Annotated in this window: 23 protein-coding genes and 10 pseudogenes; 24 read left to right on the top strand and 9 right to left on the bottom strand. The window is 59.1% G+C overall.

Annotation, left to right across the window (positions count from 1 at the left end):
• Nucleotides 1-225, top strand: a pseudogene (locus AC1DZU_RS32560) (hypothetical protein); the annotation flags it as partial.
• Between the two features lie 80 nt (nucleotides 226-305).
• Here the strand turns inward: AC1DZU_RS32560 and AC1DZU_RS32555 are convergent.
• Nucleotides 306-419, bottom strand: a pseudogene (locus AC1DZU_RS32555) (IS481 family transposase); the annotation flags it as partial.
• Between the two features lie 115 nt (nucleotides 420-534).
• Nucleotides 535-1,047: pseudogene (gene istA / locus AC1DZU_RS32550) on the bottom strand (IS21 family transposase); the annotation flags it as partial.
• A gap of 130 nt (nucleotides 1,048-1,177) precedes the next feature.
• Between istA and istB the strand changes: the two are divergent.
• Nucleotides 1,178-1,939, top strand: a complete 762-nt coding sequence (gene istB, locus AC1DZU_RS32545; RefSeq protein WP_477291134.1) for an IS21-like element helper ATPase IstB — start codon at nucleotides 1,178-1,180, stop codon at nucleotides 1,937-1,939.
• Between the two features lie 272 nt (nucleotides 1,940-2,211).
• Here istB and AC1DZU_RS32540 read toward each other — a convergent pair whose 3' ends face one another.
• From AC1DZU_RS32540 to AC1DZU_RS32530, 3 genes and pseudogenes are all read right to left on the bottom strand, one after another.
• Entirely contained in the window at nucleotides 2,212-2,793 is a 582-nt protein-coding gene (locus AC1DZU_RS32540; RefSeq protein WP_477291132.1) for a transposase family protein, read from the bottom strand.
• Between the two features lie 459 nt (nucleotides 2,794-3,252).
• Complete coding sequence (gene asnB, locus AC1DZU_RS32535; protein ID WP_477291130.1) at nucleotides 3,253-5,085, bottom strand: asparagine synthase (glutamine-hydrolyzing); 1,833 nt, start codon at nucleotides 5,083-5,085, stop codon at nucleotides 3,253-3,255.
• A 270-nt stretch (nucleotides 5,086-5,355) separates the two neighbouring features.
• Nucleotides 5,356-5,662, bottom strand: a pseudogene (locus AC1DZU_RS32530) (transposase); the annotation flags it as partial.
• Between the two features lie 753 nt (nucleotides 5,663-6,415).
• On the opposite strand from AC1DZU_RS32530, the gene AC1DZU_RS32525 reads away from it, so the two are divergent.
• The 15 genes and pseudogenes from AC1DZU_RS32525 to AC1DZU_RS32455 form a co-directional block, all read left to right on the top strand.
• A complete protein-coding gene (locus AC1DZU_RS32525; protein WP_477291128.1) occupies nucleotides 6,416-7,300 on the top strand; it encodes a beta-keto acid cleavage family enzyme in 885 nt (294 codons plus the stop codon).
• 61 nt (nucleotides 7,301-7,361) lie between these two features.
• A complete protein-coding gene (locus AC1DZU_RS32520; RefSeq protein ID WP_477291126.1) occupies nucleotides 7,362-8,072 on the top strand; it encodes an aspartate/glutamate racemase family protein in 711 nt (236 codons plus the stop codon).
• Between the two features lie 179 nt (nucleotides 8,073-8,251).
• Nucleotides 8,252-9,070: an SDR family NAD(P)-dependent oxidoreductase gene (locus tag AC1DZU_RS32515; protein WP_477291124.1), complete on the top strand. Its 819-nt coding sequence runs from the start codon at nucleotides 8,252-8,254 to the stop codon at nucleotides 9,068-9,070.
• A gap of 116 nt (nucleotides 9,071-9,186) precedes the next feature.
• Nucleotides 9,187-9,627, top strand: a complete 441-nt coding sequence (locus tag AC1DZU_RS32510; RefSeq protein ID WP_477291122.1) for a hypothetical protein — start codon at nucleotides 9,187-9,189, stop codon at nucleotides 9,625-9,627.
• Nucleotides 9,628-9,952: 325 nt separating this feature from the next.
• Nucleotides 9,953-10,219: pseudogene (locus tag AC1DZU_RS32505) on the top strand (IS110 family transposase); the annotation flags it as partial.
• A gap of 799 nt (nucleotides 10,220-11,018) precedes the next feature.
• Nucleotides 11,019-11,789, top strand: a complete 771-nt coding sequence (locus AC1DZU_RS32500; RefSeq protein WP_477291120.1) for an SDR family NAD(P)-dependent oxidoreductase — start codon at nucleotides 11,019-11,021, stop codon at nucleotides 11,787-11,789.
• A gap of 201 nt (nucleotides 11,790-11,990) precedes the next feature.
• On the top strand, nucleotides 11,991-12,461 hold the full coding sequence (locus AC1DZU_RS32495) for an acyl-CoA thioesterase (protein WP_477291118.1): 471 nt from the start codon (nucleotides 11,991-11,993) through the stop codon (nucleotides 12,459-12,461).
• Nucleotides 12,458-12,589, top strand: coding sequence for a hypothetical protein (locus AC1DZU_RS32490; RefSeq protein ID WP_477291116.1), 132 nt, complete (start codon nucleotides 12,458-12,460; stop codon nucleotides 12,587-12,589). The genes AC1DZU_RS32495 and AC1DZU_RS32490 overlap by 4 nt, the downstream gene beginning before the upstream one ends.
• Nucleotides 12,579-12,923: pseudogene (locus AC1DZU_RS32485) on the top strand (IS66 family transposase); the annotation flags it as partial. The gene AC1DZU_RS32490 and the pseudogene AC1DZU_RS32485, both read left to right, overlap by 11 nt.
• A 137-nt stretch (nucleotides 12,924-13,060) precedes the next feature.
• Nucleotides 13,061-13,468 (top strand): hypothetical protein, encoded by a 408-nt coding sequence (locus tag AC1DZU_RS32480; RefSeq protein WP_477291114.1) that lies wholly within the window; start codon nucleotides 13,061-13,063, stop codon nucleotides 13,466-13,468.
• 196 nt (nucleotides 13,469-13,664) lie between these two features.
• Nucleotides 13,665-14,078, top strand: coding sequence for a tyrosine-type recombinase/integrase (locus AC1DZU_RS32475; RefSeq protein WP_477291112.1), 414 nt, complete (start codon nucleotides 13,665-13,667; stop codon nucleotides 14,076-14,078).
• Between the two features lie 8 nt (nucleotides 14,079-14,086).
• Nucleotides 14,087-14,302, top strand: a pseudogene (locus tag AC1DZU_RS32470) (tyrosine-type recombinase/integrase); the annotation flags it as partial.
• A gap of 193 nt (nucleotides 14,303-14,495) precedes the next feature.
• The gene (locus tag AC1DZU_RS32465) at nucleotides 14,496-14,876 is read left to right on the top strand and encodes a tyrosine-type recombinase/integrase (RefSeq protein ID WP_477291110.1); all 381 of its coding nucleotides are present in this window, start codon (nucleotides 14,496-14,498) and stop codon (nucleotides 14,874-14,876) included.
• Nucleotides 14,818-14,994, top strand: a complete 177-nt coding sequence (locus AC1DZU_RS32460) for a hypothetical protein (RefSeq protein WP_477291108.1) — start codon at nucleotides 14,818-14,820, stop codon at nucleotides 14,992-14,994. The genes AC1DZU_RS32465 and AC1DZU_RS32460 overlap by 59 nt, the downstream gene beginning before the upstream one ends.
• Before the next feature lie 133 nt (nucleotides 14,995-15,127).
• Nucleotides 15,128-15,271 (top strand): annotated as a pseudogene (locus AC1DZU_RS32455) (transposase domain-containing protein); the annotation flags it as partial.
• 291 nt (nucleotides 15,272-15,562) lie between these two features.
• Here the strand turns inward: AC1DZU_RS32455 and AC1DZU_RS32450 are convergent.
• Nucleotides 15,563-15,826, bottom strand: a pseudogene (locus tag AC1DZU_RS32450) (IS110 family transposase); the annotation flags it as partial.
• Between the two features lies 1 nt (nucleotide 15,827).
• Here AC1DZU_RS32450 and AC1DZU_RS32445 point away from each other — a divergent pair.
• A pseudogene (locus AC1DZU_RS32445) lies at nucleotides 15,828-16,090 on the top strand (transposase); the annotation flags it as partial.
• Between the two features lie 16 nt (nucleotides 16,091-16,106).
• Here the strand turns inward: AC1DZU_RS32445 and AC1DZU_RS32440 are convergent.
• From AC1DZU_RS32440 to AC1DZU_RS32430, 3 genes are all read right to left on the bottom strand, one after another.
• Nucleotides 16,107-16,712 (bottom strand): 4'-phosphopantetheinyl transferase family protein, encoded by a 606-nt coding sequence (locus AC1DZU_RS32440; protein ID WP_477291106.1) that lies wholly within the window; start codon nucleotides 16,710-16,712, stop codon nucleotides 16,107-16,109.
• Between the two features lie 488 nt (nucleotides 16,713-17,200).
• Nucleotides 17,201-18,082 carry an IS3 family transposase gene (locus AC1DZU_RS32435; RefSeq protein WP_477291144.1) on the bottom strand — a complete coding sequence of 294 codons (882 nt, stop codon included), beginning with the start codon at nucleotides 18,080-18,082 and terminating at the stop codon, nucleotides 17,201-17,203.
• Nucleotides 18,055-18,405: a transposase gene (locus AC1DZU_RS32430; RefSeq protein ID WP_095809480.1), complete on the bottom strand. Its 351-nt coding sequence runs from the start codon at nucleotides 18,403-18,405 to the stop codon at nucleotides 18,055-18,057. Before AC1DZU_RS32430 ends, AC1DZU_RS32435 begins: the two co-directional genes overlap by 28 nt.
• 317 nt (nucleotides 18,406-18,722) lie before the next feature.
• Between AC1DZU_RS32430 and AC1DZU_RS32425 the strand changes: the two genes are divergently transcribed.
• The 6 genes from AC1DZU_RS32425 to AC1DZU_RS32400 all read left to right on the top strand — a co-directional run bounded on the left by AC1DZU_RS32425 (nucleotide 18,723) and on the right by AC1DZU_RS32400 (nucleotide 26,482).
• Nucleotides 18,723-19,976 carry a methylaspartate ammonia-lyase gene (locus AC1DZU_RS32425; protein WP_477291104.1) on the top strand — a complete coding sequence of 418 codons (1,254 nt, stop codon included), beginning with the start codon at nucleotides 18,723-18,725 and terminating at the stop codon, nucleotides 19,974-19,976.
• A gap of 15 nt (nucleotides 19,977-19,991) precedes the next feature.
• On the top strand, nucleotides 19,992-21,143 hold the full coding sequence (locus AC1DZU_RS32420; RefSeq protein ID WP_477291102.1) for a CaiB/BaiF CoA transferase family protein: 1,152 nt from the start codon (nucleotides 19,992-19,994) through the stop codon (nucleotides 21,141-21,143).
• Between the two features lie 140 nt (nucleotides 21,144-21,283).
• On the top strand, nucleotides 21,284-22,198 hold the full coding sequence (locus tag AC1DZU_RS32415; protein WP_477291100.1) for an HpcH/HpaI aldolase/citrate lyase family protein: 915 nt from the start codon (nucleotides 21,284-21,286) through the stop codon (nucleotides 22,196-22,198).
• 174 nt (nucleotides 22,199-22,372) lie between these two features.
• On the top strand, nucleotides 22,373-23,299 hold the full coding sequence (locus AC1DZU_RS32410) for a LysR family transcriptional regulator (protein ID WP_477291098.1): 927 nt from the start codon (nucleotides 22,373-22,375) through the stop codon (nucleotides 23,297-23,299).
• Between the two features lie 198 nt (nucleotides 23,300-23,497).
• Nucleotides 23,498-24,931 carry an NAD-dependent succinate-semialdehyde dehydrogenase gene (locus tag AC1DZU_RS32405; protein ID WP_477291096.1) on the top strand — a complete coding sequence of 478 codons (1,434 nt, stop codon included), beginning with the start codon at nucleotides 23,498-23,500 and terminating at the stop codon, nucleotides 24,929-24,931.
• A gap of 6 nt (nucleotides 24,932-24,937) precedes the next feature.
• Entirely contained in the window at nucleotides 24,938-26,482 is a 1,545-nt protein-coding gene (locus AC1DZU_RS32400; RefSeq protein WP_477291094.1) for a fumarate hydratase, read from the top strand.
• Nucleotides 26,483-26,494 lie beyond the last annotated feature (12 nt).

Below are 26,494 nucleotides of genomic sequence, written 5' to 3'. Positions count from 1 at the left end.
CAAACGCTGGAAACGGCTACTCGACCTCAAGAACCCCAACCACGGCCTGCTGCTGCCGATCCTGATCTACTGCGTCGAAAAAAAGGGGCGGCCTGTCTTCGGCAAACCCAAGCCGGGCCCGAGACCGCGCACTTCATCGAGCACGAGGCATACAAAGACATCGCCCTTGTCATCCCCGCCCTCCGCGAACTCCACTATGTCACCCGTTATGATAATCCGCAGTGATCGCCAGCGCGCCGACCAACGGCTGACCGCCATACACGCATCAGGCGACTTCGGGAAAGGTGCCTTGGTGCATCGCTTACGAAGCTGTCGCGCGAATAGCCCATCATCTTGCAGGCATGGCTGACATTGCCGAGCTGTTTGGGCAGCTCCAGCAGCCCCACCTTGGCGCGGATGATCTTTTGGTCCTTGGTCATGTCAGTTTCCTTTCTAACGCCGAGGCCGGGCGCTGCGAACCCTGACCACTGCGCCCGGCCTCGGGGGCTCAGCTTCAGCTAGGACACCGTCTGTCAGATAAAGTTTAAACTTTTACACCTCCCAGATCGTCCGCTCGCCCTGTTCGGGGTGCCGGTGCGCCTTGGCGTTCAGCTCCTCATAGCTCTTGAAGCGCAGCCGCGGCGTGAAGAAGCGCTCGCGCTCCAGCCCGACTTGGTTCTCGACCTGGCCCTTCTCCCAGCCGGAGGCCGGCGTGCAGGCGACGGGCTCCACCAGATAATGGCTGCAAATCTGCTGGAAGCGGCGGTTGTATTGCCGGTCCTTGCCGACGAAGACCGTTTTCACCGCCGTCTTCATGTTGTCGTAGATGCCGCGCGTGCAGGCACCCCGGAAGAAGGCAAACGCCCGATCGTGCGCGTCGAACACCATCTCCTGGCTCTCGCGCGGATAGGCGCGCACGAACATCATGCAGCTGTGGCAGAGCCGGACATGAGCGACCTTCACGGTCACCGTCACGCCGCCCAGGAGAACGATCTCGTGGCTCCAGTCGAACTGGTAGGCCTCGCCCGGTGCGAAGAAGAGCGGCACATAGGCATCTGCAGTGGCGCGGCCGCGCCCTTCTCCCAGGCCTGCGCACGGCCTTGATCGCGCTTTCCTCGACGAGACGCCTGACCACCAACCCCTGCGCCACGGCAACATCCGCGGTCAGGGCTATTTCCACTGAACCATGGAGTTCTCAATGCTCGCCCATCCCACCCATGAACGGCTGATCGCACTCGGCTTGACCGGAATGGCCAAGGCCTTCGAGGAGCAGCGACGATCACCGGATCTCGATGCCTTGTCGTTCGAGGAGCGCATCGGGCTTCTTGTCGATCGCGAAGCCGCCGAGCGCGACACCAAACGGCTCACGACGCGCCTCAAATTCGCCGCGCTGCGCCAGAGCGCATGCGTAGAAGATGTCGATTTGCGCACGCCGCGCGGCATCGACCGGGCCGTCTTCGCCAGGCTCGTCGGCGGCGACTGGATCGACCGCCACGAGAATTTGCTGGTCACGGGCGCAACCGGCCTGGGCAAGAGTTGGCTCGCCTGCGCCCTTGGCCACAAAGCCTGCCGCGACAATCGATCGGTGCTCTATCATCGCGTCCCGCGTCTCTTCGAGGCGCTCGCGCTGGCGCGCGGCGACGGGCGCTATGGCCGCCTGCTCAAGACGCTCGGGCGCGTTCAACTCCTCATCCTTGACGACTGGGGCCTGTCGGTTCTCAACGCCGCCGAGCGCCGCGACCTGCTGGAAATCCTCGACGATCGCCACGGCCGTGCATCCACAATCGTCACCAGCCAAATCCCCGTGGAACACTGGCACGATGTTGTCGGCAATCCCACGCTCGGTGATGCGATCCTGGATCGCCTCGTTCACAACGCTCACCGCCTTCAACTCACCGGAGAAAGCATGCGAAAACACAACGCTCGCGCCCATGCTCTTGACGCAGCCGCAAACACCTGAATCAATGAACAGGTCGGTCGAAGCGGCCGCTCATGATCGCGTGAAATCACTGCTCACGATCAAATGAAATGAGCGCTCACCATCGCGTGGGCGGCACTGACCGCTTTGCGATGGCGGCCGAGGGCCAGACGCAACGCTTCGCCCAGGTTCTGGAGAAGATGCCAGCGGTCGGCGACCTGCGTTGCATCGGGAGCACCGCGACGGGCGCCGTCAGCATAAACGCCAGCGCGATCGCGAGCGATGACTTCGATGCCCGGATGACGTTTCAGCCATCACGCGACCGTGTTGGCATTTCGGTCCGGCAACAGATCGAGGACGCGGTTGCGTTCCAGATCGCAGATGATCGTTCCGTAGCGCTGCCCCTTGCGCCAGGCCCAGTCGACGATGCCGACCACCCGCGGCGCGTCCGGCGGCTCGAACCCGGCTGCGCGGATCATCCGCAGCAGCGTGTCGCCGCTTACCGGCATGGCGAGTTTGCGCGACAGGCGCGAGCCGGGTTCACCGCCGATCGCGAAGCCGATCACCAACTGGCGCTCGCCGAGGCGGGCGGTGCGTCTCGCTTTCGGCTGCACCGTTTCCGGCAACCGTTCCGTAAAGATCCGCTGATGGCATTGCGGATCGGCGCAACGGAACCGCCTGGCGTGAAGCCGGATTTCGACAACCCGTCCCTGCCACGGCAGATCAGCCACCCGGCGCATGTAGTGACTGTGGACGCGGCCGGTTCGGCAGCCGCAGGAGGGACAGCACGATTCTGTCGCCTTCGGCCGGGCTACAAGCACCACCTTGTCGGCCTGTGGGAGAATTTGGACAATCGAAAGCTCGGGGGAGACCAGCGAGCGGAAGGCATGGAGCACGGGCGAATCACCGGCGTCGACTGCGATTCCGACTCTATGGACTCATTCGCACCGCCCGTGAATCCCGGCACCTGCACCAAATATGCGGAAGATCCCAAACAAGGTGAGACTCACCTTGATTGTCGCCGCGCACGGTTCGCACCATGGCGTCGCCGACCTTGCTGACACCACCTCTCGATCGGTCTCACCGGCTTACATTTTTTGGGACGTAAGCCCGAAGTAGGCTCCGAGCGTACTGGATTTTCCAAACAGCATCGGGTCGTCCACCGCCGAGCGATAGGTGAGCGCAACCAAGGCCCCGACGTCAGATCACCTTGACGCTGGGCCTTGTGTTTGGCCCGCGGCTGCGTTTTGAAAGGCATCAGCTCCGCTACTGCCGTTGCCGCTTGCCTGAACCCACACCAATAAACGATCCGTGCACCAACGCCCCTTTTCTATCATTTTGCGTCTTCTGTAGTCTCAGATCGTGAGACTCACGTTGTAATCCGTCAGGAAATCTTGCAGGGCCAGGATACACTCTAGCCTCCTGAGGTTGTCGGTCGCGTCGAGCAACGCGCGGGACCGGTCGAGGGACAACAGGGGCGCCACTGCTGCATTGCGGTCATTCAGCAGAGCAGTGAAACGCGTGCGCAGCATTCTGTCATAGGCAGCATCCTGGATCTCTGGATACGCGCTCTTCACTCGCTGCACCACGGATTGCGGGAGCAGGTCCGCGGTGGCGGCCCGCAGCAGGCTCTTCTCGCGCCCGTCGAAAGTCTTGTGCGCCCATGGGGCGCCGAACACGTACTCAACGAGGCGGTGGTCGCAGTAAGGAACCCGCACCTCAAGACTCAAGGCCATGCTCATCCGGTCCTTGCGGTCGAGCACCGTCGGCAGAAAACGCGTTAGAAAGAGATAGCAGACCTCGCGCATGCGACGCTCGTGCGGATCGGCCGAGGCCGGCCCGGTCAGGGTCGGCACTTCCGTAAGTGCCCTGCGGTATTGCTCGTCGAGGTAGCCGGGGAGGTCGAGTTTTTGGACCAGGCCGGGGTCTAGGGACCGCCGTACGATATCGTCGCTGTCTTCGATCCAGGGAAACGTGTCGCGCTGAACGTCCGCGGGATCGTGGAAGCAAAGGTAGCCGCCGAAAAGCTCGTCCGCTGCCTCCCCAGACAGAGCCACCGTCGAGTGTTGCCTGATGGCCCCGAACAGCAGGTAGAGCGAGCTATCTATGTTGCCGAAGGTCAACGGCAGGTCGCGGGCGTGGAGGGTGGCAGCCCGCACGTTTGGGTCCATGAGTTCGTGCGCGGACAAAGTGATGTCCGTGTGGTCGGTACCCACGTATTTCGCGACCTCGTGCACGTACGGCCCGTCGGGTGTGGGGTGCCAGGGGCGGGGGATAAAGTTATCCGTATAGCCGGCGAAGTCGACGGCGAAGGACCGGATCCGTTCGTCGCTGAACCGCGCGGCCAGTGCGGTCATAGCCGAGGAATCAAGCCCGCCTGACAATAGTGTGCACAGCGGCACGTCGGCGATGAGCTGCCGCTGGATCGTGTCCTCGAGCAACTCGCGGACACGCCGAACGGTGGTAGGCACGTCATCGGTGTGCTCGCTGTCGCTGAGATGCCAGTAGCTCATCTCCTCGATTCCATCGCGGGTCACGCGGACAATGTGGCCGGGCCGTACCTCACGCATGCCGCGGAACACGGTACTGCCCGGGTCGGATATGAAGGACAGGGTGCGACGAAGCCCGTCGGCGTCCATGACCGGTTCCGCCAGACTATTGGCGAGGATCGCCTTTGGTTCGGAGCCGAATAAAACTCCTTGCTCGGTGGGGTAGTAGTAAAGCGGCTTGATACCGAGCCGGTCGCGTATGAGAAGCAGTTCGCGCTTGGCGGTGTCCCAGACTGCGTAGGCAAACATCCCGTTGAGTTCGGTCACGGCACTGCGGGGGTCGCGGTGGCCCCATTCGTGGTGGGCGCGCAGCACCACCTCGGTGTCACTGCTCGTGTCAAACCGATGGCCCAGAGCGGCAAGCCGTTGACGCAGCTCGCGGTAGTTGTAGGTCTCGCCAGTGTAGATGAGCACCAACGTCAGTCGGCCGTCCTCCTGGTGCGTCATTGGTTGGCGACCGCCTTGGATGTCGATGATCGCCAAGCGGCGGTGTCCCAGTGCCACAGGCCCGTCGATCCAAATCCCCTCATCGTCCGGACCACGATGGGCCATGGTGGACGTCATGTTGGCAAGCTCCCGTCGCGCGTCGGGACTTCCTAGGTCACGATCGAAATCAATCCATCCACAGATGCCGCACATACTGTTGCTCCTTGGCTTGGGTAACTGTCGAGTCCATGACGTGGTTTGCCGATGAGCACGCATACGCCATGCCAAAAGAGAACCGTTTCGAGGCAAAGGGATAGATTTGGCTCAGCTAAGTCGCGTATCCGACATTGTCGGACAGCGGACGGCGCCGAAGTCGAAACGCTTGCGGGTCAGGAGGATATCTTGCTCGTGCAAAAGAGTGCGCCTCGAGTGTATGCGATGCGTCTAGGCACCTTTCCCGAATCGTCTTGATGGTTAAGTTGCGTACTCAGTCCAGATAGGTTCGGCCTCCGAGGTGCCGATCTCCATGCCCAGAACCTCGCGCCGGCCGTCACTGTTGACGCCGACGGCAATGATGACGGCGACCGACAGGATACGGCCGCCGCGGCGCACCTTCAGGTAGGTCGCATCGATCCACAAATACGGCAAGTCACCCTCGATCGGCCGCTCAAGGAAGGCCTTCACCTTGCCGTCAATCTCCTCGCAGAGCCGGCTCACCTGGCTCTTGGAGACGCCGCTCGCGCCCATCGCCAACCGAGCGCGTTGAGATACCCCGCACGTAGGCCTCCTGGCGCGGGGACGGTAAGCGGGCGGCCCCACGCGGCGGGACGCGCAGGCATTTTTGTTTTGAGGCGGAACAAGCGGTTGGCTCGCCCGTTGCTCAACCCCAAGGGTCCCATTCAAGCACCCCTTGAGAGGATTTAATAGATAAAAGTCTTCCTGAAGCGCGCTGGTTGCTCTCGCCGATTGTAGGTCTTTGGATTGTGATGGCGGTAGTCGGAGTTGCACTGGGCTAAGAGGCCGGGGCTGGCGCTACGCTGGGACAGGGTGGCGTAAGCTACCGGTTTTTGCGGGATTTTCCCCGTCCGCGACACCGCGGACCATCTCCTCTCGACCGCAACGTCAGGTGGGCATTCTTATGGATGTGCATTTGGTTCTCCGAGAATCGCTGAACCTTGACAGCTCAGCTTCCCGGTCGGGACCGAATGGATAACCTATTAAAGTTCACAGGTGGACCGCAGTTTCTGCGAGTGCTGCGCATGTTATGGATTCGAACCATTTCGCATTCAGATGCTCTAGCGCGCCTCGTCGCAGGGGAAGACCCCGACACCCAGCTCTCCGACCAGCGACCACACACAGTCATCTGGCTTCCAGATGGTCGGCGGCGACAATCAATATTTGACGAATACGTGATGCGCATGAAAAATCCACCAGATTCAACGATCGGCCGCCGCCCCTATCCTTCGCTAGTATGACCACTCGGCGCCGCCACCGAGTGCTTGGCGCCAGACTAAACAAGACGATACCGACGTGGGAGTTTCTGATGTCGCGGAAAGTCATTGTCACGTGTGCCGTCACCGGAGGGAGTTCCGCGGTTCTTGCGAAGCATCCAAATATCCCCAAGACGCCATCGCAAATCGCGGAGGCTGCACTGGACGCTGCAAAGGCTGGGGCTGCGATTGTACACATTCACGTCCGTGAGCCTGACACGGGGGCCCCATCAAACCGAATTGAGCTCTATGAACAGGTTGTTAAGAAGCTTAGGGACGCTGCGACGGACGTTATCATCAACTTAACCTGTGGAATGGATGGTGAACTTGAAATTGATTCTCTGGACCCTTTAAAAATTGGGAAGACTAGCACACTTAGGAACGCTATTGGACGCTGCTCCCACGCAGTCAAACTTCAGCCAGAGCTTAGCACCCTAGATTGCGGAACGATGGCTTTTGGGGAGCGAATTTTTATTGCGCGTATGTCCGATCTGCGAGAGATGGCGACACTTATGCGCGACGCTGGTGTTAAGCCCGAGCTCGAATGCTTCGATCTAGGCCACATTGAAATCGCTAAGAAACTCATCTCCGAAAGCATAATTGACGGTCCGCCCCTTTTCCAATTTTGCCTCAGCACAGGTTATGGTGCTCCCGCGGTGCCGAGCGCTGTGCAGGCGATGCGTGAGATTCTGCCTTCCGGGGCAGTCTGGGGTGGGTTTGGCTGTGGTGCAGATGAGATGCCGGTGATTGGGCAGTTGGTGGCCATGGGCGGACACGTCCGGGTAGGTTTGGAAGATAACATTTATCTCCGACGTGGGGTGCTGGCATCCAATGCCGAGCTCGTTGACAATGCGGTTGGGATCATCGAGCGCATGGGCGCCAGCGTCGCCACACCTGCCGAGGCACGGGCAATGCTCGGCCTAAGAAAGCGCGGATGACGCCCTCTCGTATCCCATGCAGCGAACGATGATAGCGGACTGACACCTCATGGAGGCCAGAATGACGTCGCAAAAGGGAAGCTGCCTTGGAATTCTGGGCTTGGAACCTGGCTTATCGCCTAGCGTGACGCCGCCGGTGCCGCCGTCGGGCTCGCTGTTTAATTCAGCTACTTTCGACTTTCCCGTGATATCGGAAACCGTCGAGGGAGCCTGGGCGGATGTTGTCATGCAGGGCGAACCCGCGCTCGAGCCTGCTTTTGTGACAGCAGCCCGGAGGCTGGTGGAGCGAGGCGCAGTCGTAATCAGTTCGGACTGCGGCTCTGCTGTTCGGCATCAGGCGGCGGTGGCTGCGGCGGTAAGTGTCCCGGTAGTAATGTCCAGCCTGCTCTTAGTGCCGGTGCTGCTCCGCCAATTGCCCCCAAAAGCCAAACTCGCTGTTGTCACAGCTGATTCACGAGTGTTTCGAGATGATTTGCTTGGGCTCAGTGATCAGGCCGACCGGGACCGGATCGTCATCGGCGGCATCGAAGGCGGTAAGATGTTGGAAAACGCCTGCATGCGTCCGCCGCAACCGACCGCTATCGCCGACATCGAAAATGACGTGGCAGCTTGTGTCGCGCGGCTCCGCGTCGCACATCCGGACATCGCTGCGCTACTGTTCACGTGCACTGGATTCCCGCCGATAACGCCGGCAATCCGACGTATGACAGGGCTCCCTATCTACGACATCACAACCATATGCCGGATGACGCTTGAGTCTGTTCGCACCTAATGTTGTCTTCGCTTCAAGTTCATCATGTTTCTCGCGGCCCACTCGAGAAGTTAATGAAATCTCAGCAAGAAGCTAAGAAATCACGAAAGAGGGGCGCTGCCCGAACCGCATACCACAAGCTACTCTGAGCTGTGCCGAATGCTTCGTAGAGAAATTTTAATCATTATAAAGGAAACATCATGAACAAAGTGGCAATTGTGACGGGATCTGCAACCGGCATGGGCGCGACTTGCGCCATCGATCTCGCAACGCGAGGGTGGAACGTCACGATCAACTATAATAGAAGCAAGAAGGAAGCCGGTGAGACTTATGCCAGAGTTAAAGCGCAAGGTGTTGAAGCGATCGTTGTGCGGGCCGACGTGGGGCAAGACGCAGATTGCCGCAAACTGGTCGCCGAGACTCTGAGCAAATGGGGACGCATCGACGGCCTTATCAATAACGCTGCCACCACAAAGTTTCAAAAAGGCGGGGATCTTGACGATGTCACACCAGAAGATTTCGACCGCATATTTCGGGTGAACGCCACCGGCGCTTTCATGATGAGCCGTGCTGTGTTTCCGGCCATGAAGAGACTATGGGAGGAAAGCGAAGAACGCGGAGCGATCGTAAATGTGTCCAGCAATGCCGCGCTTACTGGCGAGGGCAGCTCAGTGCCCTATGCGCTGTCTAAGGGCGCCTTGAACACTCTTACCTTAACACTCGCACGCTGGCTCAGCCCTGCCGTTCGGGTGAACACCATTTGCCCCGGCTTCATCCAAACCCGTTGGATGCTAAATGGCATTGGCGAAATTGAATACAACAAGATGAAAGAAGACGAGGCACAGCGTACGCCTCTACGCCAGGCAGGCACACCGGAACAGATGTCCGAGGCTGCGCTGTTCTTCCTGACGCAAGCATCAAACATTACTGGTCAAATCATCGTTGTTGATGCCGGCGACCATCTGCACCGGCTTGCAAACACATCTGAAAGAAGTCGACGACCAGACTTGATAGCCTGACATCGGGTCAGAGGCAGCGAACTGGGCCATGGATTGGCCCAATCACGTGTGCATTTTCCCCTCTTTCTGGGATGGGTTGCCCGTTTTTCCTGGCAATCCATTGGATCCAGCGCAAGATGCCATTCCTGCGGCCGCAGGCGCTGCCCGCTCAAAAACAACTGCAGCAACGTGCTGCGTCGGAAACCCTCTTCGGCGTGCTGAGCGCGGTGCGCATCGGCGGGCCGCTGTTGTTCAGCCGTCTGTGGGAGCGGCTGGGGATCGCAGAGGTTCTGGGCGATCTGCTGAAAATCCGCGGCTTTGAGTTCGCCGTCGAGCGGTCGGTGTTCGTCAGCGTCCTGCACCGTCTGTTCGTGTCGGGGTCAGATCGGGCCTGCGAGAACTGGATGGCCGATTACAAGATCGACGGCATCGAGGGCCTTCAGCTGCATCACCTTTACCGGGCGATGCCCTGGCTGGGCGAGGAGATCGAAGAACGAGCCGAAGGAGGCCTGTCCAAGGTGCGTGAAGGATCTGATCGAGGAACAGCTGTTCGATCGCCCCCGCGATCTGTTCACTGATCTGTCCCTGGTGTTCATGGATACAGGTAACCGAGCGCCGAAATGGATCTGCGGTGCTGTAGGCGTTCTCGATGAAACGGGGAAGGTGTTCAGTGACGTCGTCGAAGGTTTCGAATGCCGTCGGATAGACGGCTGCGACCTTTAGCGTCTTCAAGAAGCTCTCGGCCTTGGCGTTGTTTAGATCCTATGAGACGGGTGGATAGCGACCTGCGCTGTGGCAACGTGAGGTTGCATCAAACAACACCTTACCCTGGAGGCAAGCGTGCACGTTGCAGCAGCAAACCGATCCGAAGTGCCGGCCACTATCCGCACCTAACTTGGCGCAATCTTCGTCTCTTTGGAACTCTTGCGCTCGAAGTGGCTGATCACCTCTCTGTCGCCGGGCGTCGGCGCGAAGATGTCGAAACATGCGGTGGCGACCGGCGACATCGCCGGCCTGCTGGCGCGGTTTGCAGAACTCAGGAAAAAGGCGCGGACCGGGAAATGCTTTCCGATCATCGTCATTTAGGAAGCCGGGCTCGACGGCTTCTGGATCCATCGCGCGCTTGAGACCGAGGGGATCGAAAGCCATGTTGTCGATCCGGCCTCGCTCACAGCTAAGGGGTCTGCCCCTTCACAAAGCCCGCAACTTCACAGGGGTTTGCCGAACGCGATCGTAAGAGCGAGTGATCGCTGAGGAAGCTTCCCAACCATTCGTCAACCGCGAGGAGGTCCGTTCCCGCTCATGACCTACTCATCTGTTCGCGCGGGGTGCGCCCGACGCTGTCGAACCCTGATCCTTCTATTATGAAGGCAGGAATGAAAATAGGCTGCGTCCTGCGCAATGTTCGTAAAATGGGAAGCCAAGTGCCCGCTGTCGCCCTATCTCAAAGAGAGATGAGTCCGTTCGGGACATTATATTGGCAACAATTCTAACCGAAGCATAATGTTTGGACACAACGCGCTGAATTCGCTCGCCACTTTCTCAGCGCGTCGGGAGTCCAGCAGGTTCACTGCCACCGCCCTGGCTAAAATCGACCGCAGAGACGACTTAATGACCAAGGAAACCTCTCCGGCCGTTGAAAGTATGATGTCTGTACCAAGCTGGAGGTACCTGCTCTTCGTTCCCGCGCACGTTCAGCGCTTTGTGCAGACGGCCCATGAGCGCGGTGCCGTATGGCTTGAATTTGGGCATGAGGACGCCTTCCCCAGTATCAGGAATGCGACGTACGGCGGCAGCTTCCCGAATCCGTGGCAAAGGTGTTTTGGTGCGCGTAAATCGTGGTTTGCGCGCCCACAAGATCCTTGCCTTTGTTCGCAGCGAAAAGGCACCCAAAGGCACGGAGCGTGCGAAAATCTAATGGCGCAATAACACTCACCCGCATTAGTATATACGGCCTTAGGAGGACGGTATGGTACGGTTTGATTTGCAAAATAAAAGGGCTATCGTAACAGGAGCGGCTTCTGGTATCGGGCTTGCCACAGCGACAAAACTGGCAAGATCTGGCGCTAGTGTCGCGATAAATGACTTGCGCACAAACGAAAAGCTGATCACTGAAGTCGCAAGACTAAAGGGCGAAGGTCTTGATGTTTACAGCGTGCCGGGAGATGTCAGCCAACCAGAGTCCGCGGCACAAGTTGTCTCATCTGCCTTGGAAGTGCTCGGCGGTCTTGATTATCTAGTTAACAACGCTGGAGCGCCCGGTACGAGATCGCCAATCCCTGTAGATGATTTTGATGCTCTTACACCCGCCTTCTGGCAGAAGATGCTGGACGTTAATTTATTGAGTGCGTTCTGGATGACTAAGGCTGCCCGTACCGCTCTCATCGAGAGCCATGGCGCCGTAGTGAATACGGTATCCACAGGCGCATTCGCGTGCAACGGCACTAGCAGTACCGCGTATGCTTGCGCCAAGGCCGGGCTGGTTCAATTGACAAGACATTTGGCTAAGGCTTTGGCACCTCGGGTGAGGGTCAACGGAATTGCTCCCGGAGCGGTAAATTCTCCTTGGGAATGCTCTTGGGGGGGGGGCGCCGAGGAGCGTGCGCGAACCACTGTTCCGCTTCAGCGTATAGGGCAGCCTGAAGAATATGCGGAACTCATAGTGTATCTCGCGGCAGGCGCGTCCTACATAACCGCACAGATTGTAATAGCGGATGGTGGCGTATTCCTTTTAAGCTGAAGAATTGCAGTACTTAGTGCGATTATTCCTAGAGATACATGCGGTTTACATTTTTGTGGCGAGGCGACTTGAACATAAACGGTCTGAATTCAATGTCCTGCGTGCACAGATCGGACTAATGAGAAGCTGCCCACTAACGTATCATAAAGTTATCATGGCGGCACTGTAATCTGCTAAGTTCACACGGGATTGGGCAAACAAATGGATTCGACCCGAAAATTCGCAATAATGGTGACCGACGACCTTATCGATGGATATGGGCACATGAATATGGTTCATTATCTGGGAGCGTTCAGTACAGCTGCGGATTTACGGCTCGGCCCTGCGATACGTCTAGGTCCCGATGGCTCTGTGATCTCTGGCCTCGTCGTCGCCGAAGCGCGGGTCGCTTACACCAAAGAAGCGATGCGCGGGGACGATTTGCGTCTCACTACTTGGATAGCCGACCTTGACGACAAGCGAGTCCATGTCGCGCAAACGATGGTGCGCGGAGATGGAACGTTACTGTCGACAGCTGAACAGCTTTTCCTGAATTTCAACCTGCTATTGCGCCGCGTAGAACCATTCCTGCCGGATGTCATGGCCGAGCTTGGACGCCGTGTCGAGGCGGACAGTGGTAAATTCGATCCGGGCATTGTAAGTCGCCGAATGGGCATACCGAGAATGGTATGAATCACGAGATGTTGGTCGCAATACTCGACCGGCTGAAGCTGACCGCGATCCGGAATCAGCTCGATACGCTGCTGGAGGAAGCGGCGCGTCCCCCATTGACCTTGCGCGAGGCTTTGGCGCTTTTATGAACTGGCAGCAGCCGGTCCCGCGCCAATCGCCAGCGATGCGCTGAGACGGATCGCCGAACTCTACAAGATCGAGGATGACATCCGTGGCCGATCGGCCAACGAGCGCCGCGCGATGCGTCAGGACAAAAGCCGCCCGATCGTCGTCGAACTCGAACCATGGCTTCGCGAAAAGCTCGGGCTGATCAGCCAGAAGACAAAGCTCGCCGAGGCAATCCGCTACACGCTCTCACGCTGGGAAGGCCTCTCGCGCTTCCTTGACGACGGCCGCATCGAGATCGACAGCAACACCGTCGAACGATCGGTTCGTCCGATCGCGCTCAACCGCAATTATGCTCAGGCCCGGATTATGCGCAGTTTGTGTGCGCGACGTTCGGGATGCGAGCGGATGCCGGGCATCCCCCAGCAGGCCGGGCGACCGTAGGTTTACATAATCCTGATCTCCTCTGCGCGCCAACCGTAGAGGAGATCGTCATGAACCAAATCAAGCTGCAGCCGGCGCCCCGTCAGTGGCTTGAGAACAGCCCGTTGGGGCCATTCTCGGAGCGCTATCTTGAGCACCTGGGCCGTGCCCGCTATGCGCCCAGCACCGCACGTGTTTATCTGTGCTGCATTGCCCATTTCGTCCACTGGATCTCGACCGAACGGCTCGCGTTAGAGTCCATAGGCGAAGCCGCGCGAGTTCGGTTTATCAGCGAGCATCTTCCCGTCTGTGACTGCCCTTATCCGGCCCGTCGCTTGCCGCACGAACTCAGGGCGGCCATCACGCATTTGCTTGCAGTGCTGAGTGCCGAGGCGCCATTCCCGCAGCTACCGCACACATCACACATGGCGGGGAATTGGCGGCATTCCGGGCCTACAGGCGCGATGTCGGCGGGTTAGCCGTCAGCACACGAGCGAGGCGCGAGCGGATTCTTCGACGCTTTCTTGAGGAACAGTGTCGGGAAGGGGAGATCTCTATCGCCGGCCTTGAGCCGGCGCGTGTGAGACGCTTCATCCTCGGCGAACTGCAGGGCGGACGACCGCCACCATTCGCATTGTTGGGGGTGCGATCAGCTGCTATCTCCGGTTTCGGCAGATGATGGGCGACGACGTTCAGCATCTACTCGGCGCAATCCCTCGCGTTGCATGCTGGCGACTGAGCAGCTTGCCGGATGTGCTTTCCGACACGCAGATTGAGATTCTGCTCGCTTCATTCGACAAGGATTTCCCGTCGGGCCACAGGGCCAACGCCATGGTCCGGTGCCTGACCGATCTTGGGCTCCGAACCAGTGAGGTTGTGCAACTGCAGCTCGGCGACATCGATTGGCGGCAGGGTACGATCCGCATTTCCCGGTCAAAGGCCGGCGTTTCGACGTCCTTCCCTTGCCGCCCGAGACGGGTGACGCGATCGCTGCGTATCTGCGGCATGAACGTCCACCGAGCACGAACCGCGCAATATTCGTACGCCACGTCGCGCCCTATGACCTGCCGATCTAAAAAGACGTTGTAAGGCGCGCCGTTTTCGCCGCCTACAAACGTTGCGGCTGGTCTCAGACACGCGTTCATATCCTCCGGCACAGCGTCGCCAGCCGCATGCTGAACGCTGGTGTGCCCATGAAGCAGATCGCCGATATCCTGCGCCATCGGAGCATCGACACCTCCATGATCTACACGAAGGTCGACCTTCAGCGGCTCGCGGCGGTCGCTATGCCGTGGCCGGGGAGTGTGGCATGAGCCGGTCGCTGACCATGCAGGCGCGGATCGACGCCTATCTTGTGGAGCGACGTCGCCTTGGATTCTCGCTCGAGACCTCTGGCATAATGCTGCGGTCGTTAGCTCGCTTCGCCGATCTGTCCGGCCATCGCGGCCGCAGCACGTGGCTGGGACGGCGTGATCACACTCTGCTTTGCTGGCAGCGCAAACGGGGTTGCGGGTCTCGGAGATCATCGATCTCGACCGGGACACGGTGATGCTGGGGCACGGTGCCCACGTGCGATGCGTTGGCAAGGGCCGCAAGGAGCGAAGTACGCCGCTCACCAAGGTTGCACAGCAAGCCCTTCGGGGCTGGCTCAACGAGCCCAGCAATCGGGGCGCAACGGCTCTCTTTCCGAACACGCACGGCGGCAAGCTGAGCGCCGACGGCGTGCAGGCGCTGCTGAACAAATATGTCGCCAAGGCTCGCGAACACTGCGTCACCCTCCGCTCGAAGCGGGTGTCGCCAGCCCCATGTTTTGAGGCACAGCGCTGCCATGGAGCTGCTGCAGGCGGGCGTCGATTGTTCGGTCATCGCCCTATGGCTGGGCCATGAGGCGATGGAAACGACGCTGACCTATCTTCACGCACATCTTGAGCTCCGCACTTGCCAAGCTGAAGCCATACGAACGCGTAAAGGCCGGACGATTTCGACCAAACGACCGGCTTCTTGAGTTCCTGAACGCCCTTTGAGCATGAGAACTATGCCGAGTGCCAACGACCGGTTCTTGGTCGAAATGGCGGGCAAAGCGCTTCATACCGCCATGATCGGAAGAGGCGCTCGGCATAGTTCGGCGGTCGGCATAAACCGGCAAGTTCAATGGTGTCGAACCGCTCGGCTATCTCGTTGACGTCCTCACCAGGATCGTCAACGGCCACCCCAACAGCCAGATCGACGATCTCCTACCTTGGGTCTACATCGACAAGCTTGAGCTCAAGGCCGTGGCCTGAAAACACCGCTCTGATGTCCGCTGTCAACGCTGTGGGCGCACAAAATCATCCGATCCGAGGAGCGGCCGTCGTGCTGATGATCGCGTATGGGAGGAGGCGGAACTGAAGGACGTCGGTGATCAAGCTCTGATGCGCGGGTTGGCTACCGCATTCCCGATTGCGCGTCCGGGGCTGTTCCTATCTTACTGCGGGCGTCGGTCAATTTGCCGGCCACAAAGCGTCTGACGGGCATTCCCCTGCCGTGGTCCCGCCTCCGCCCATGCGCGAGGTGTACACTGCCGCGGCGAGCGATCAGGTGGAGCGTGCCTCCCTGGCGACGGCCCACATGAAGCCGACTAGTTCGCGGGCGATCGCCGTGCAGACCACCGTCGTTCGCTTGCCTCGCCCGACCAGCTTTCGATAGCGGGTCGTCAGGCGGGCTTGAGCCTTCCATGCGATCTCACGGACTTTCGGCGGCGCCTGCTCCAGCCGGTACAGCTTCGCTTTGCCGATCCGGGGAGGATGTCGATACGTCCAGGCGCTCTCGACCAGCATGTGGCGAACGCGGCCATTGCCTGGCGGCTATGCCGGAGAAAAACTGACGCAGGCTCTGGCCGATCTGGGCACGTGACCGTCGAAATCATCAAACGCTCCGACCGGCCAACGGGTTTGAGGGTGCAGCCGCGACGATGGGTCGTAGAGCGAACTTTCGCCTGGTTGGGACGGTGTCGCCGGTTGGCCAAGGGCTTCGAGGCGACCATCGCCAGGGCTGAGGCATGGATGCTCATCGCCTCCATTCGCCTCATGCTGCGCCGCAGGGTCCGCGCCGCGCGTAACTGAGTTTCGAGTCAGGTTCTTAGGTTCTTAAATACGCCAAGCCGATAACGTTTTCAGAATTACACAGTTCAATGGCAAAAGTACGATTTACCCTCGATACGTGTGCTACGCTGGACCTGAGGTCAATCTCGACGTCCTGAAAATCGAGAATTTCATTGCATAGTGGGAAACACGCCTTATAGACGGCCTCCTTGAGAACGAATAGGTCTCGCTGCTGGAGCAGACGTAAGTCGTACATGCTTCGCTCCCTAGAAGTTGTTACCAACTCAATTAAACCGTCTGGAAGAGGTTCGTTGGGTTCAATGTCGATACCTAGCGCTCCGATGGTATCCTTCTCTGCTATAGCGGCGGCTGCTACTGTATCGTGATGGGCCAGAGAGCCGACAATGCCGGCTGGCCAAATCGGAACACCAGATCGCGTCTTTAAGATAGGCATCAGTGAAAATCCTAGTTTGCCTAGGAGTGTTCGGGCAATAATTCTTGCCGCACCGCTTTGGCGACGGACTTTGGGAACAGCGCGTCCCAGCGCAGCAACTTCGGAAGCGAACAACGCGACCTCATCGACAGGTCCTATTGGACGAATGCCGACGAGGATGTTCAGTTGATCAAACCTTATGGTATCCACCTATTGGCCCCTTTAAGGTTTCCGGATGGGAATCTAACGCAATGTAGCTTATGGTCGAGCTCGACAACAGGGTCCGGAGGTGAGATGTCCTGGACGCACAGAACCAGAACCGGCTTAGTCGGCTGCGACCAACGGCGCGCTTTGCTCAACGATGGCGGAGGCTGGCGCGGCTGTGACACAGCTTGGCAACTTGCCGGGAATGCCAAGTGACCGTTCTCACGCAGACCGCTGGTCGGCAAGGACCTGCGGCGGGGGCCCGATTAGCCACGGAAGATGCTATGCCGCCTGGGCCAACCTGATCTGTGCCATCAGGCACGGCTCTGCTTTGTCCACGCTTGAACGACAACCAAGCGTGAGACGGAACGCATGGCCAGACGTTTTTCAGAACGGCCTCTTAAATCCCTGTAGAAAGTTCACAAAAAGCGACTATGGCCGTGACCCGCGATACTCCTCCGAGAGGTAAGCAGGGTGACGCTGGGTTTATTGGCTCACCGCAAGATCGGCCCAGCTCGATTCCGTGCGTCGCCGCGTGCCCTATTTGACTCCGTTGGACTGACGAGTGGAGTGCGCCCCTGAGGGTGGACAGATATCAGCTGCGGGCTCAGATATCCGAGCGCCGAATGGAGCCTGCGTTTGTTGTAGACCTCCTCGATGAAGCGGGGAAGGTGATCAATGACGTCGTCGAAGGTTTCGAAGGCCATCGGGTAGACCGCCTCGACCTTCAGCGTCTTCATGAAGCTCTCCGCCTTGGCGTTGTCGTAAGGATTGCCTCTGCGGCCCATCGAGCCCGTCAGGCCGTTTGTTTCAAGCGCTTCGCGGTAAATCTGCGCAGCGTATTGGGAGCCCCGATCGGAATGATGAATGCAGCCGGACGGCGGCTGGCGCCGTTCAATGGCCGCCTTCAAGGCTGCCATCGTCAGCCGCACATCGATCGATCGGCCAATGGCGTAGCCGACGATCATGCGCGACCAGGCGTCTAGAATGACTGCGACGTAGACGAAGCGGGTCGGCAGCGCGACATAGGTTATGTCGGAGACCCAGAGCTGGTTCGGGCCGGTTGGAACGATGTCCCTGGCCAGGTTGGGGAAGATCGGGCCATCATGATCGCTGTCGGTGGTGGCCACGAAGCGCCGCCTGATCCTGGGCTGCAGATCATGCTCGCGCATCAGGCGCCGGATCTTCTTGTGGTTCGCGACGAGGCCTTGCTGACGCAGCGCAGCGCCGACGCGGCGATAACCGTAGAACTCGAACTCGTCGCTGATCGAGAACATTGCCTCGACGATCGCGGTGTCGTCGGCCGCCTTCTCCAGGGGGTCGTAGTAGGTGGAGCGCGCGATTCCCATTAACCGGCATCCTTCGGCAACGCTGATGCCGCGGGGCCGGTGATGACGGATGTAGTCCCGCTTCTCGGCCGCGGTGCGTTTCTCAGAGCCCCCTTTAGAAACTCCAGTTCCAGAGCCTGCTTACCGACCAACCGTTCGAGCGCTGCGATCCGGGCTTCGTATTCCTGGATCAGGTCGGCGGCCTGCGCATCATCGTCGAACGCGCCTTGCTCATATTTGCGGACCCAGATGCGGATTAGGTTGCGCGAGACATCGTGATGCTTAGCCAAGCCGTGCAGCGTCTCGCCGGCGATGAACTCCTGCGCGACCTGGCGTTTGAACTCGATGCTGTGACTGCGGTGCTTTGCCATGGGTTCTCTCTCCGAAAACCCGGAAGGCTGGTCAATCCACACATCCCGATCTGTCCACCCTCAGGGGCGCACTCCAGAGCTTGGGCTAAAATGCCCATATGTAGAAGCTTCACACATCCTAAGGGGTGGCCCGTGTGCCCTGTGAAACGTCGGAGTAGCAGAGCTCAGCGAAGCAGCCCCGGCCATCTCGAAACACGATCGCACTGTCCGGAACATTATATTGGCGCACCCAATGCCAAGTGGCACATACTTGGTGGGTAGCGGATCGAACTGCATCCGCCCGTCAACGCCGTCCGACAGAAATCGAGCGAACTGAAGTGCAGATCAAAGACGTGCTCCTCGCGCCAGGAAACGGCGCCTTTTTCTACGACGATCAGGCAGCTATAAGAGCCGGTGCCTCGCAGGACGGTTTCGTCTATGTGGGCGAACCCATCACGCCCGACTTCCAGTCCATTCGCGTTCCGGCATCTTCCCTTAGTGTCGGGCTTGTCCTTGTCGATGACACCGTCGTTTGGGGCGATATGATGAGCGTTCAGTATTCTGGTACTGGTGGACGCGACCCTTTGTTTCAAACTGCTCAAATCTCGGATTTGATGTCGCGGGTTGTGGTGCCACGGCTCCTCGATATCGATGCATCTCGGTACCTGGAAGCATGCGCCTGTGTTTTCGAACCTCACGAACATAAGCGGCTACCCCTCGCGCTCGAGTATGGCGTCAGCCAGGCACTGCTCCGAGCAGCGGGCCATCTTCACAGCAGGACGATGGCAGAGGTCATATGTGCTGAATTTGGCTTGCCGCTGCCAACGCGCAGGGTCCCGATTTACTGCCAGACCGGCGATGCTCGCGAAATCAATGTCGACAAGATGATCCTAAAGGCGGTGGATGTGCTTCCCCACGGCCTGATTAACTCACGGGAGAAATTCGGCGTCGGCGGCCGGACCTTCATGGAGTTCGTCAAGTGGGTTGCCACGCGTACGCGTCAAATCGGACGCGCCGGTTATCAGCCGGTGCTGCATTTCGACGTGTATGGCTGGATCGGCCGGGAAATCGGCCTTGATCCGCAGCCTATCGCCGACTTTATCTGCAGGGTCGCCGATACCGTTCCGGATTTCACGCTCAACATCGAGTCGCCAGCGGATTTTGGTTCTACACCGGCTCAAATTGAGAACTACGCCAAGATCGTATCGATCTTGAACAACCGGGGTTCCAGCGCGCGCATTGTCGTGGATGAGAGATGCAATACGCTTGAGGATATTCGGCTGTTCGCCGAAGCCAAGGCCACGCATCTCGTTCAAATCAAGACGCCCGATGTCGGCTCAATTGCCGACACGGCGCGGGCCGTTCTCCTCTGCAAGGAAAACAAGGTCGGAGCGTATGTCGGGGGAAGCTGTACCGAGACAGATCTCTCCGCCCAAGCTTCTGTCCACGTATCGGTGGCAACCCAGGCCGACATGATGCTTGCAAAGCCCGGAATGGGTGTCGACGAGGCATTCTCAATTGTTGGGAACGAACAAAACCGGTTGCTGGCGATGCTGAACCGTCGTCGGACTCAAAACGAAAACGTTGGATGAAAAGCACGGTGTCGCATGCAGAACTCTCTTAAGGGGATCACTGTCGTAGCGGTGGAGCAGGCCGTGGCGGCGCCCTACGCATCATCTCGTCTTTCTGACGCCGGCGCCCGGGTGATCAAGATTGAGAGGCCTGAAGGGGATTTTGCCCGTAACTACGACAAGTTGGTGCGGGGACAGAGCGCTTACTTCGTCTGGCTCAACCGGGGTAAGGAGTCAGTCTGTCTTGACCTGAGGTTGGAGCCGGATCGCGCCGTCCTCGACGCGCTCATTGCCAGCGCTGACGTCTTTATCCAGAATCTGAAGCCGGGCAGCATCGAAAAACTGGGATTCGGTTCCGCGGATCTCCGCCGACGATTTCCAAGGCTGATCACATGCGACATCTCCGGTTTCGGGGAGGGGGGGCCGTTTTCCCACCTGAAGGCTTACGATCTTATCGTACAAGCCGAGACAGGTTTGTGTGCGATCACGGGAACGCAACACGGGCCGGCGCGGGTGGGGGTGTCGGTTTGCGACATTTCGGCAGGCATGACGGCACATAGCGCCATTCTTCAGGCGCTGTTTCATCGGGAGCGGACAGGTGAGGGCGCCCGCATACAAGTCTCGCTATTCGATGCTGTGGCCGACTGGATGAACGTACCGGTTCTGCAGCATGACCATAGCAGCTACGAGACGGTGCGCGCCGGCGTGAACCATCCGTCGCTGGCCCCTTACGGTGCCTACCGTTGCGCCGACGGCAAAGACATCATCTTCTCGGTTCAGAACGACCGGGAATGGGTGAACTTCTGCGAGAAATTCCTCAAGCAGCCCGAGCGCACGCGCGAGCCCGGGTTTGCCGATAATATGGAGCGGCTCGGCAGCCGTGCTCGCCTCAATCAGATTGTCAAACGGCGTTTTTCCGAACTATCCAGCGAGGAAGCGATGCAGGAGCTTGAGGCGACTGGCCTGGCATACGGTCGTTTGAATGAGATTTCGGATGTTTCACAGCATCCACATGTTCGCAGAGTGCAAGTCCGCACGTCTGAAGGGATTGTCGAGACTATAGCGCCCGCGGCGATTTTCAACTCCGAGAAGCCCTCGTTGCGCCCTGTCCCGGCACTTGGCGCACATACGGAGGCTGTCCGCGATGAGGTCCAGGCGCGCTTACGCCTAAGGGCTGCGTCCGCGTGAAGACACCGTCGTCCCTTTGCGCTGACGCGCTCGCAATGTACGAGACCACCGTTACTGTTGGCCTGGCCGGTCCAATTGGCCCCTAAGGAAGGTCACTCACTGCCAAAACACCCGCGCAAATGGACAGAAGGAGCGTGCTCGTGAGCAGGGACACCATTCCAGTCGTCCACAGCACGAGCTCCATTCCTCGATGGAGATCCCTGCTCTTTGTCCCCGCCCACGTGTCCCGGTTCGTGGAGACAGCGTATGACCGCGGTGCAGATGCGGTCATACTCGACCTCGAGGACTCGGTCCCGCAAGACCGGAAGGAGGAGGCAAGGCGTCAACTTCCTGAATCGGTGACAAAAGTGGGTTACAACGGTGCGTCGGTTTTGGTCCGTGTAAACCGCGGCCTGCGCGCGCTGGCTGCCGACCTTGAAGCAGCAGTCGTCGCCGGCGTTAACGCCCTTGTCCTACCAAAGGTGGAATCGGCCGAGTGGGTGATGGAAATCGCTGATGCCGTTACGGAACTTGAGCAGGAAAGGAATCTTGACGCGGGAACCGTTCGGTTCGTTGCCCAGATCGAAACTCCGGGAGCATTGACGAGACTCGCGGCAATAGCTTCGGCCCATCCACGGATGGCCGCGATGGCGCTTGGCCCGGAAGATTTCAGCGCGGCCGTTGGCGGCACGCCCGGTCCGGAGCTCCTTCTGGGACCGAGCCTTTCGGTCTTGTTCGCCGCCCGCGCGAGAGGTCTGCTGCCTCTGGGATTCGTTGGAAGTATCGGGGAGTTCTCGGACACGCAGAAGTTCCGCGATGTCGTCATACAGGCAAGGCGGCTCGGTTTCGTCGGAGCGTTGGCAATTCACCCGACACAAGTTGCCATCCTGAATGAAGCCTTCTCGCCTAGCGCAGAGGAGTTCGAGTGGGCCCGGCGCGTGCTCGCGGCCGAAAGGGATGCTGCGGCAGAGGGTAGAGGTGCTTTTGCCTTGGATGGAAAGATGGTCGATGCCCCGGTTATCAGGAGGGCCCGTGAAATCATCGCCATGGGTTCGAAAGCCGAGTTGGGCGTTTGAACGGCTGATTTAGCCCAGACTCGGACGACACGACACCAAGGTACTCCACTTGCCTGGGCCGTGGATTGCCACGGCGATTGCTGCAGTGCGGCACAATTATTGCTTTCTCGCCATCACTTTTCGAGATAGATAGGGGGAAGTTGAGGAAAGTGCCTCAGTTGGGCTCTTCAAGTTATGGAAATTAGGCAGTTAAAGTACTTCGTCGGCGTAGTCGAAGCAGGCAGCTTCACGAAGGCTGCTGCGTTCCTCAATATTGCGCAGAGCGCTCTGAGCCTGCATGTGCGTCAGTTGGAGGAAGGCTTCGGCACTCAGCTGCTAATACGCGACAGGACCGGCGTGAGCGTGACGGCGTCAGGAGCCAAACTGCTCGAACGAGCGCGGGCAATTCTCAAGGAAATTCGACTCACCGAGGCGGAATTGACCAACACAGCCGCATCCCCTGCCGGGGAGGTAACCATTGGCATTCCGTCTGGAGCTGCTCGAGTCCTAAGCGGCCCGCTGCTTGAGTCGGTAAGAAACGAACTGCCCAAAGTGTCCCTCAAGATGGTCGAGGGTATGACTGGACCGCTAGAGGAGTGGATGGCTGCTGGACGCTTCAATCTGGCGGTTCTCTACCGCACGGCGGACAGTGTAGGGCGAATGACGGTGCTAGCGCGCGAAAACCTTTGTCTGGTGGTCCCGTCGGGTGAGCCGCCTTTCGAAGATGCGATATCTCTGGCTGACCTGCATGCATTCCCGCTGGCCGTTCCCATGCGCAACAACAATGTCAGGCGTTCTGTGGCTGACGTCGTCGCACAACACGGTTGCGCGCTGGACGTCAAGTTTGAAGTGGACTCGCTCTCAACGATCATCAACATGGTTATAGAAGGAAAAGCCCATTCTATTCTCGCCCCCTCGGCCGTTCAAAAAGAGGCATCTCAAGGGCTGGTGAGGACGGTCAAAATCGTCGATCCGGTGATCACCCGTTCCGTCGTGCTTGCCGTAAATCCGAAAGATGAGCGTTCTGCGGCCGTCTCCGCAGTCCGCAAGCTCATCCCCAAGGTCGCCAGAGAATTAATTGAGAGTCGGGCCTGGGCAGCCGCGGCACCTGACGCGGCCTGAACTCTTCACCCTATTTGGCAAGGCTATGTCTTCTTGCGGCCATCAAGATCAGATCGATCTCGATTCTAGATGGTTTTCGGCAATATTCGATATTTGACCTGCCGCGACACTCGCGATGAAACTGGCTCAAGCGAGTTTAGCGGTTTCGACATCGAACGACGCTCGTATGGCAAAAAATTCACATAAGTGGAGCACGCGATGTCAGACGCCAGGAGCCACGAACTCTTCATCAACGGCAAATGGCGGGCCGGTGGTAGCAGAGCCACATTGCCCGTGATTAATCCGGCAACGGAGAAGGTATTTGCCTCGGTCGCCTCTGCGACGGTGTCGGATCTGGATGAGGCCCTCGCTTCGGCGGAATGGAGCCGCAAGGCGTGGTCCTCGCGGCCTGCAAAAAAACGTGGCGAGATCCTGGTAGCAGCCGCAAGAATCTTGGCAACAAAGATTGAAGCAGCAGCCAGGGACCTGTCGGCTGAACAGGGAAAGACGATTGCCGAAGCGACAGGTGAATACGCGCGCGCTGTCGAAACGCTCGAATGGAACGGCAGACACGCCGAAGAGCTGTCGGCCCCGATTCCGTTGGGCCCGAACCGGATGATCGTCCCGGAGCCGCTCGGTGTCGTTGCTGCCTTTACGCCATGGAACTATCCCGCCGTTCTGATCGCCCGCAAGTTCGCCCCCGCGCTGGCGGCAGGCTGCCCGGTGATCCTCAAAGGGGCTGAAGAGACCCCGAGCGTGGCGGTCCATATCGTTGAATCATTGCGCCAAGCAGGTATCCCAGCCGGCGTGGTCAATCTGGTCTTCGGTGTTCCGGTGCATATATCGCGGCATCTGCTCAGTTCGCCAATCGTGAAGGTCGTGACTTTCACGGGTTCAACCGCGGTTGGAAAACAGCTGGCCACGCTCGCCGCGAATAATTTGCAACGCTGCATCCTTGAACTTGGGGGACACTCACCGGTTATTGTGTGCGAGGACGCCGACTTGGCAAAGGCCGTACCGGCAATTTCGGAATACAAGTTCGAGTGCGCGGGCCAGAGCTGCAATGCGCCGAGCAGGATTCTCGTCGCTCGGCCTCTTCATGAGCAATTCCTGTCCCGGATGACGGATGCGGCTCGCAAGATCAGAATCGGCCCACCGGACGACCCTGCAACAGAGATGGGACCGATGGCAAACGCCCGGCGAATCGAGGCCATGCAGCGTCTGACCAAGGATGCAGTCGATCGTGGCGCCCGCATCGAGACTGGCGGCACCCGCCTCGACCGACCGGGCTTTTACTGGCCGCCAACCATCCTGACAGGCGTACCGAAGGAAGCGAGAGTGCTTCATGAAGAGCCGTTCGGGCCGATCCTCACGGTGGCGCCGTTCGATACGCTCGAGGAGGCCATCGAGGAAGCCAACGCCACTGAGTATGGCCTGGCCGCTTACTTCTTCACGGACGCTGCCGATACGCAACGAAAGCTGACGAACAGTCTTTCAGCAGGCGCTGTCAGTGTGAATTACCTGAAAGGGGTTTCAGCGGATACGCCCTATGGGGGCGTCAAACAGAGCGGCTATGGATATGAAGGAGGCGAGCACGGGGTGCGGAGCTTCCAGATCCTGAAAATGGTCAACGGCCTCAGCTCATTTGGATGAGATCCGGTGGGAAGTAGAACACGGAACATCGCCGGCAAGGACATCACAAGGAGCGTGGCCGACGCCCTTCAGTACATCTCGTACTACCATCCTCCAGATTATATCCGCTCTCTTTCGCAAGCATATGCGCGCGAACAGAGCCCGGCGGCGAAGAATGCCATCGGGCAGATTCTGCTGAACTCCCGCATGGCAGCCTTCGGGCGGCGGCCGATCTGCCAAGACACCGGCCTTGTGGTGGTCTTCGCAAAAGTCGGCATGGACGCCCGCATCAAATCAACGGTCAGTTTCGCAGACCTCGTAGATGAGGGCGTCCGTCAGGCATATCTCGATCCTGACAATCCCCTTCGGGCATCGATCGTTGCCGATCCGCTCGCCGGACGGGTCAACACCCGTGACAACACGCCGGCGGTCGTCCACGTCGACCTTGTGCAAGGTAACCAGATTGAGATCACCATTGCCGCAAAAGGCGGCGGTTCAGAGAACAAGGCACGCTTTACCACCTTGAACCCCAGCGGGTCCGTTTCCGATTGGGTGGTGGACACAGTCTCCACGCTTGGCAGTGGGTGGTGTCCGCCCGGACTGATCTCCGTTGGTATCGGTGGCAGCGCTGAAAAGGCGATGCTGCTGGCCAAGGAGGCCATGAACCAGCCCATCGATATAGCGGACTTGATCGCCAGGGGGCCATCAAGTGAGGAGGAGGCACTGCGGGTCGAGCTTTATGAACGAATTAATGCCCTAAGCATCGGCGCGCAGGGCCTAGGCGGCCTGACGACAGTCGTCGATGTCAAGGTAGCGACTTATCCTACCCATGCGGCATCCAAGCCTGTGGCGCTCATTCCGCAATGCGCCGCCAACCGGCACCTGAAGTTTACCTTGGACGGCTCTGGACCCATCAAGCTTCAGCCGCCCGACTTGCGCGAATGGCCCGATATTGGAACCGACGAATTGAGTCCAGCCGGCGTGCGAAGGATCAACCTCGATGCACTTACGAAGGAAGAGACGGCATCGTGGCGCTGCGGTGAAACGCTTCTTCTGTCCGGAAAGATGCTGACAGGCCGGGACGCCGCCCACAAGCGAATCGTCGAGTTGATCGACGCCGGCAAGCCACTTCCGTTCGATCTGCGGGGGCGCGTTATCTACTACGTTGGACCCGTCCGCGCCGTGAGAGATGAGGTCGTCGGACCGGCTGGCCCAACAACCTCCAGCCGCTTGGACGATTTTACGGACAAGGTGCTCGCCGAAACCGGGCTTTTCGCGATGGTGGGCAAAGCGGAGAGGGGACGGGCGGCCATCGAGTCGATTGTAAGACACAAAGCACCGTATCTGATCGCAGTGGGTGGGGCTGCCTACCTGATATCAAAATCGATCAAATCAGCGCGGCTCATTGCCTTCGAAGACCTGGGCATGGAAGCAGTCTATGAATTCGAAGTGCAGGATATGCCTGTCATCATGGCTGTCGATGTTGAGGGAAACTCCATTCACAATTCCGGGCCTCTTGAGTGGCGCAAGCGCATGGCTGCGGACAGCATCGCACGCAACATCGGCGTTTGAGCCTTCCTACCA

It is taken from the genome of Mesorhizobium sp. P2_A12 (genome assembly GCF_056405075.1).
This window is presented reverse-complemented; position numbering and strand designations above follow the sequence as displayed.

Bases quoted from the DNA above. Each gene is read 5' to 3' on its own strand.
- AC1DZU_RS32495 (WP_477291118.1), top strand. From the start codon at position 11,991: ATGGATTCGACCCGAAAATTCGCAATAATGGTGACCGACGACCTTATC.
- AC1DZU_RS32460 (WP_477291108.1), top strand. From the start codon at position 14,818: ATGGAGCTGCTGCAGGCGGGCGTCGATTGTTCGGTCATCGCCCTATGG.
- asnB (WP_477291130.1), bottom strand. From the start codon at position 5,085: ATGTGCGGCATCTGTGGATGGATTGATTTCGATCGTGACCTAGGAAGT.
- AC1DZU_RS32430 (WP_095809480.1), bottom strand. From the start codon at position 18,405: ATGGCAAAGCACCGCAGTCACAGCATCGAGTTCAAACGCCAGGTCGCG.
- istB (WP_477291134.1), top strand. From the start codon at position 1,178: ATGCTCGCCCATCCCACCCATGAACGGCTGATCGCACTCGGCTTGACC.
- AC1DZU_RS32500 (WP_477291120.1), top strand. From the start codon at position 11,019: ATGGTACGGTTTGATTTGCAAAATAAAAGGGCTATCGTAACAGGAGCG.
- AC1DZU_RS32510 (WP_477291122.1), top strand. From the start codon at position 9,187: ATGCCATTCCTGCGGCCGCAGGCGCTGCCCGCTCAAAAACAACTGCAG.
- AC1DZU_RS32475 (WP_477291112.1), top strand. From the start codon at position 13,665: ATGATGGGCGACGACGTTCAGCATCTACTCGGCGCAATCCCTCGCGTT.
- AC1DZU_RS32515 (WP_477291124.1), top strand. From the start codon at position 8,252: ATGAACAAAGTGGCAATTGTGACGGGATCTGCAACCGGCATGGGCGCG.
- AC1DZU_RS32520 (WP_477291126.1), top strand. From the start codon at position 7,362: ATGACGTCGCAAAAGGGAAGCTGCCTTGGAATTCTGGGCTTGGAACCT.
- AC1DZU_RS32525 (WP_477291128.1), top strand. From the start codon at position 6,416: ATGTCGCGGAAAGTCATTGTCACGTGTGCCGTCACCGGAGGGAGTTCC.
- AC1DZU_RS32480 (WP_477291114.1), top strand. From the start codon at position 13,061: ATGAACCAAATCAAGCTGCAGCCGGCGCCCCGTCAGTGGCTTGAGAAC.
- AC1DZU_RS32410 (WP_477291098.1), top strand. From the start codon at position 22,373: ATGGAAATTAGGCAGTTAAAGTACTTCGTCGGCGTAGTCGAAGCAGGC.
- AC1DZU_RS32490 (WP_477291116.1), top strand. From the start codon at position 12,458: ATGAATCACGAGATGTTGGTCGCAATACTCGACCGGCTGAAGCTGACC.
- AC1DZU_RS32420 (WP_477291102.1), top strand. From the start codon at position 19,992: ATGCAGAACTCTCTTAAGGGGATCACTGTCGTAGCGGTGGAGCAGGCC.
- AC1DZU_RS32405 (WP_477291096.1), top strand. From the start codon at position 23,498: ATGTCAGACGCCAGGAGCCACGAACTCTTCATCAACGGCAAATGGCGG.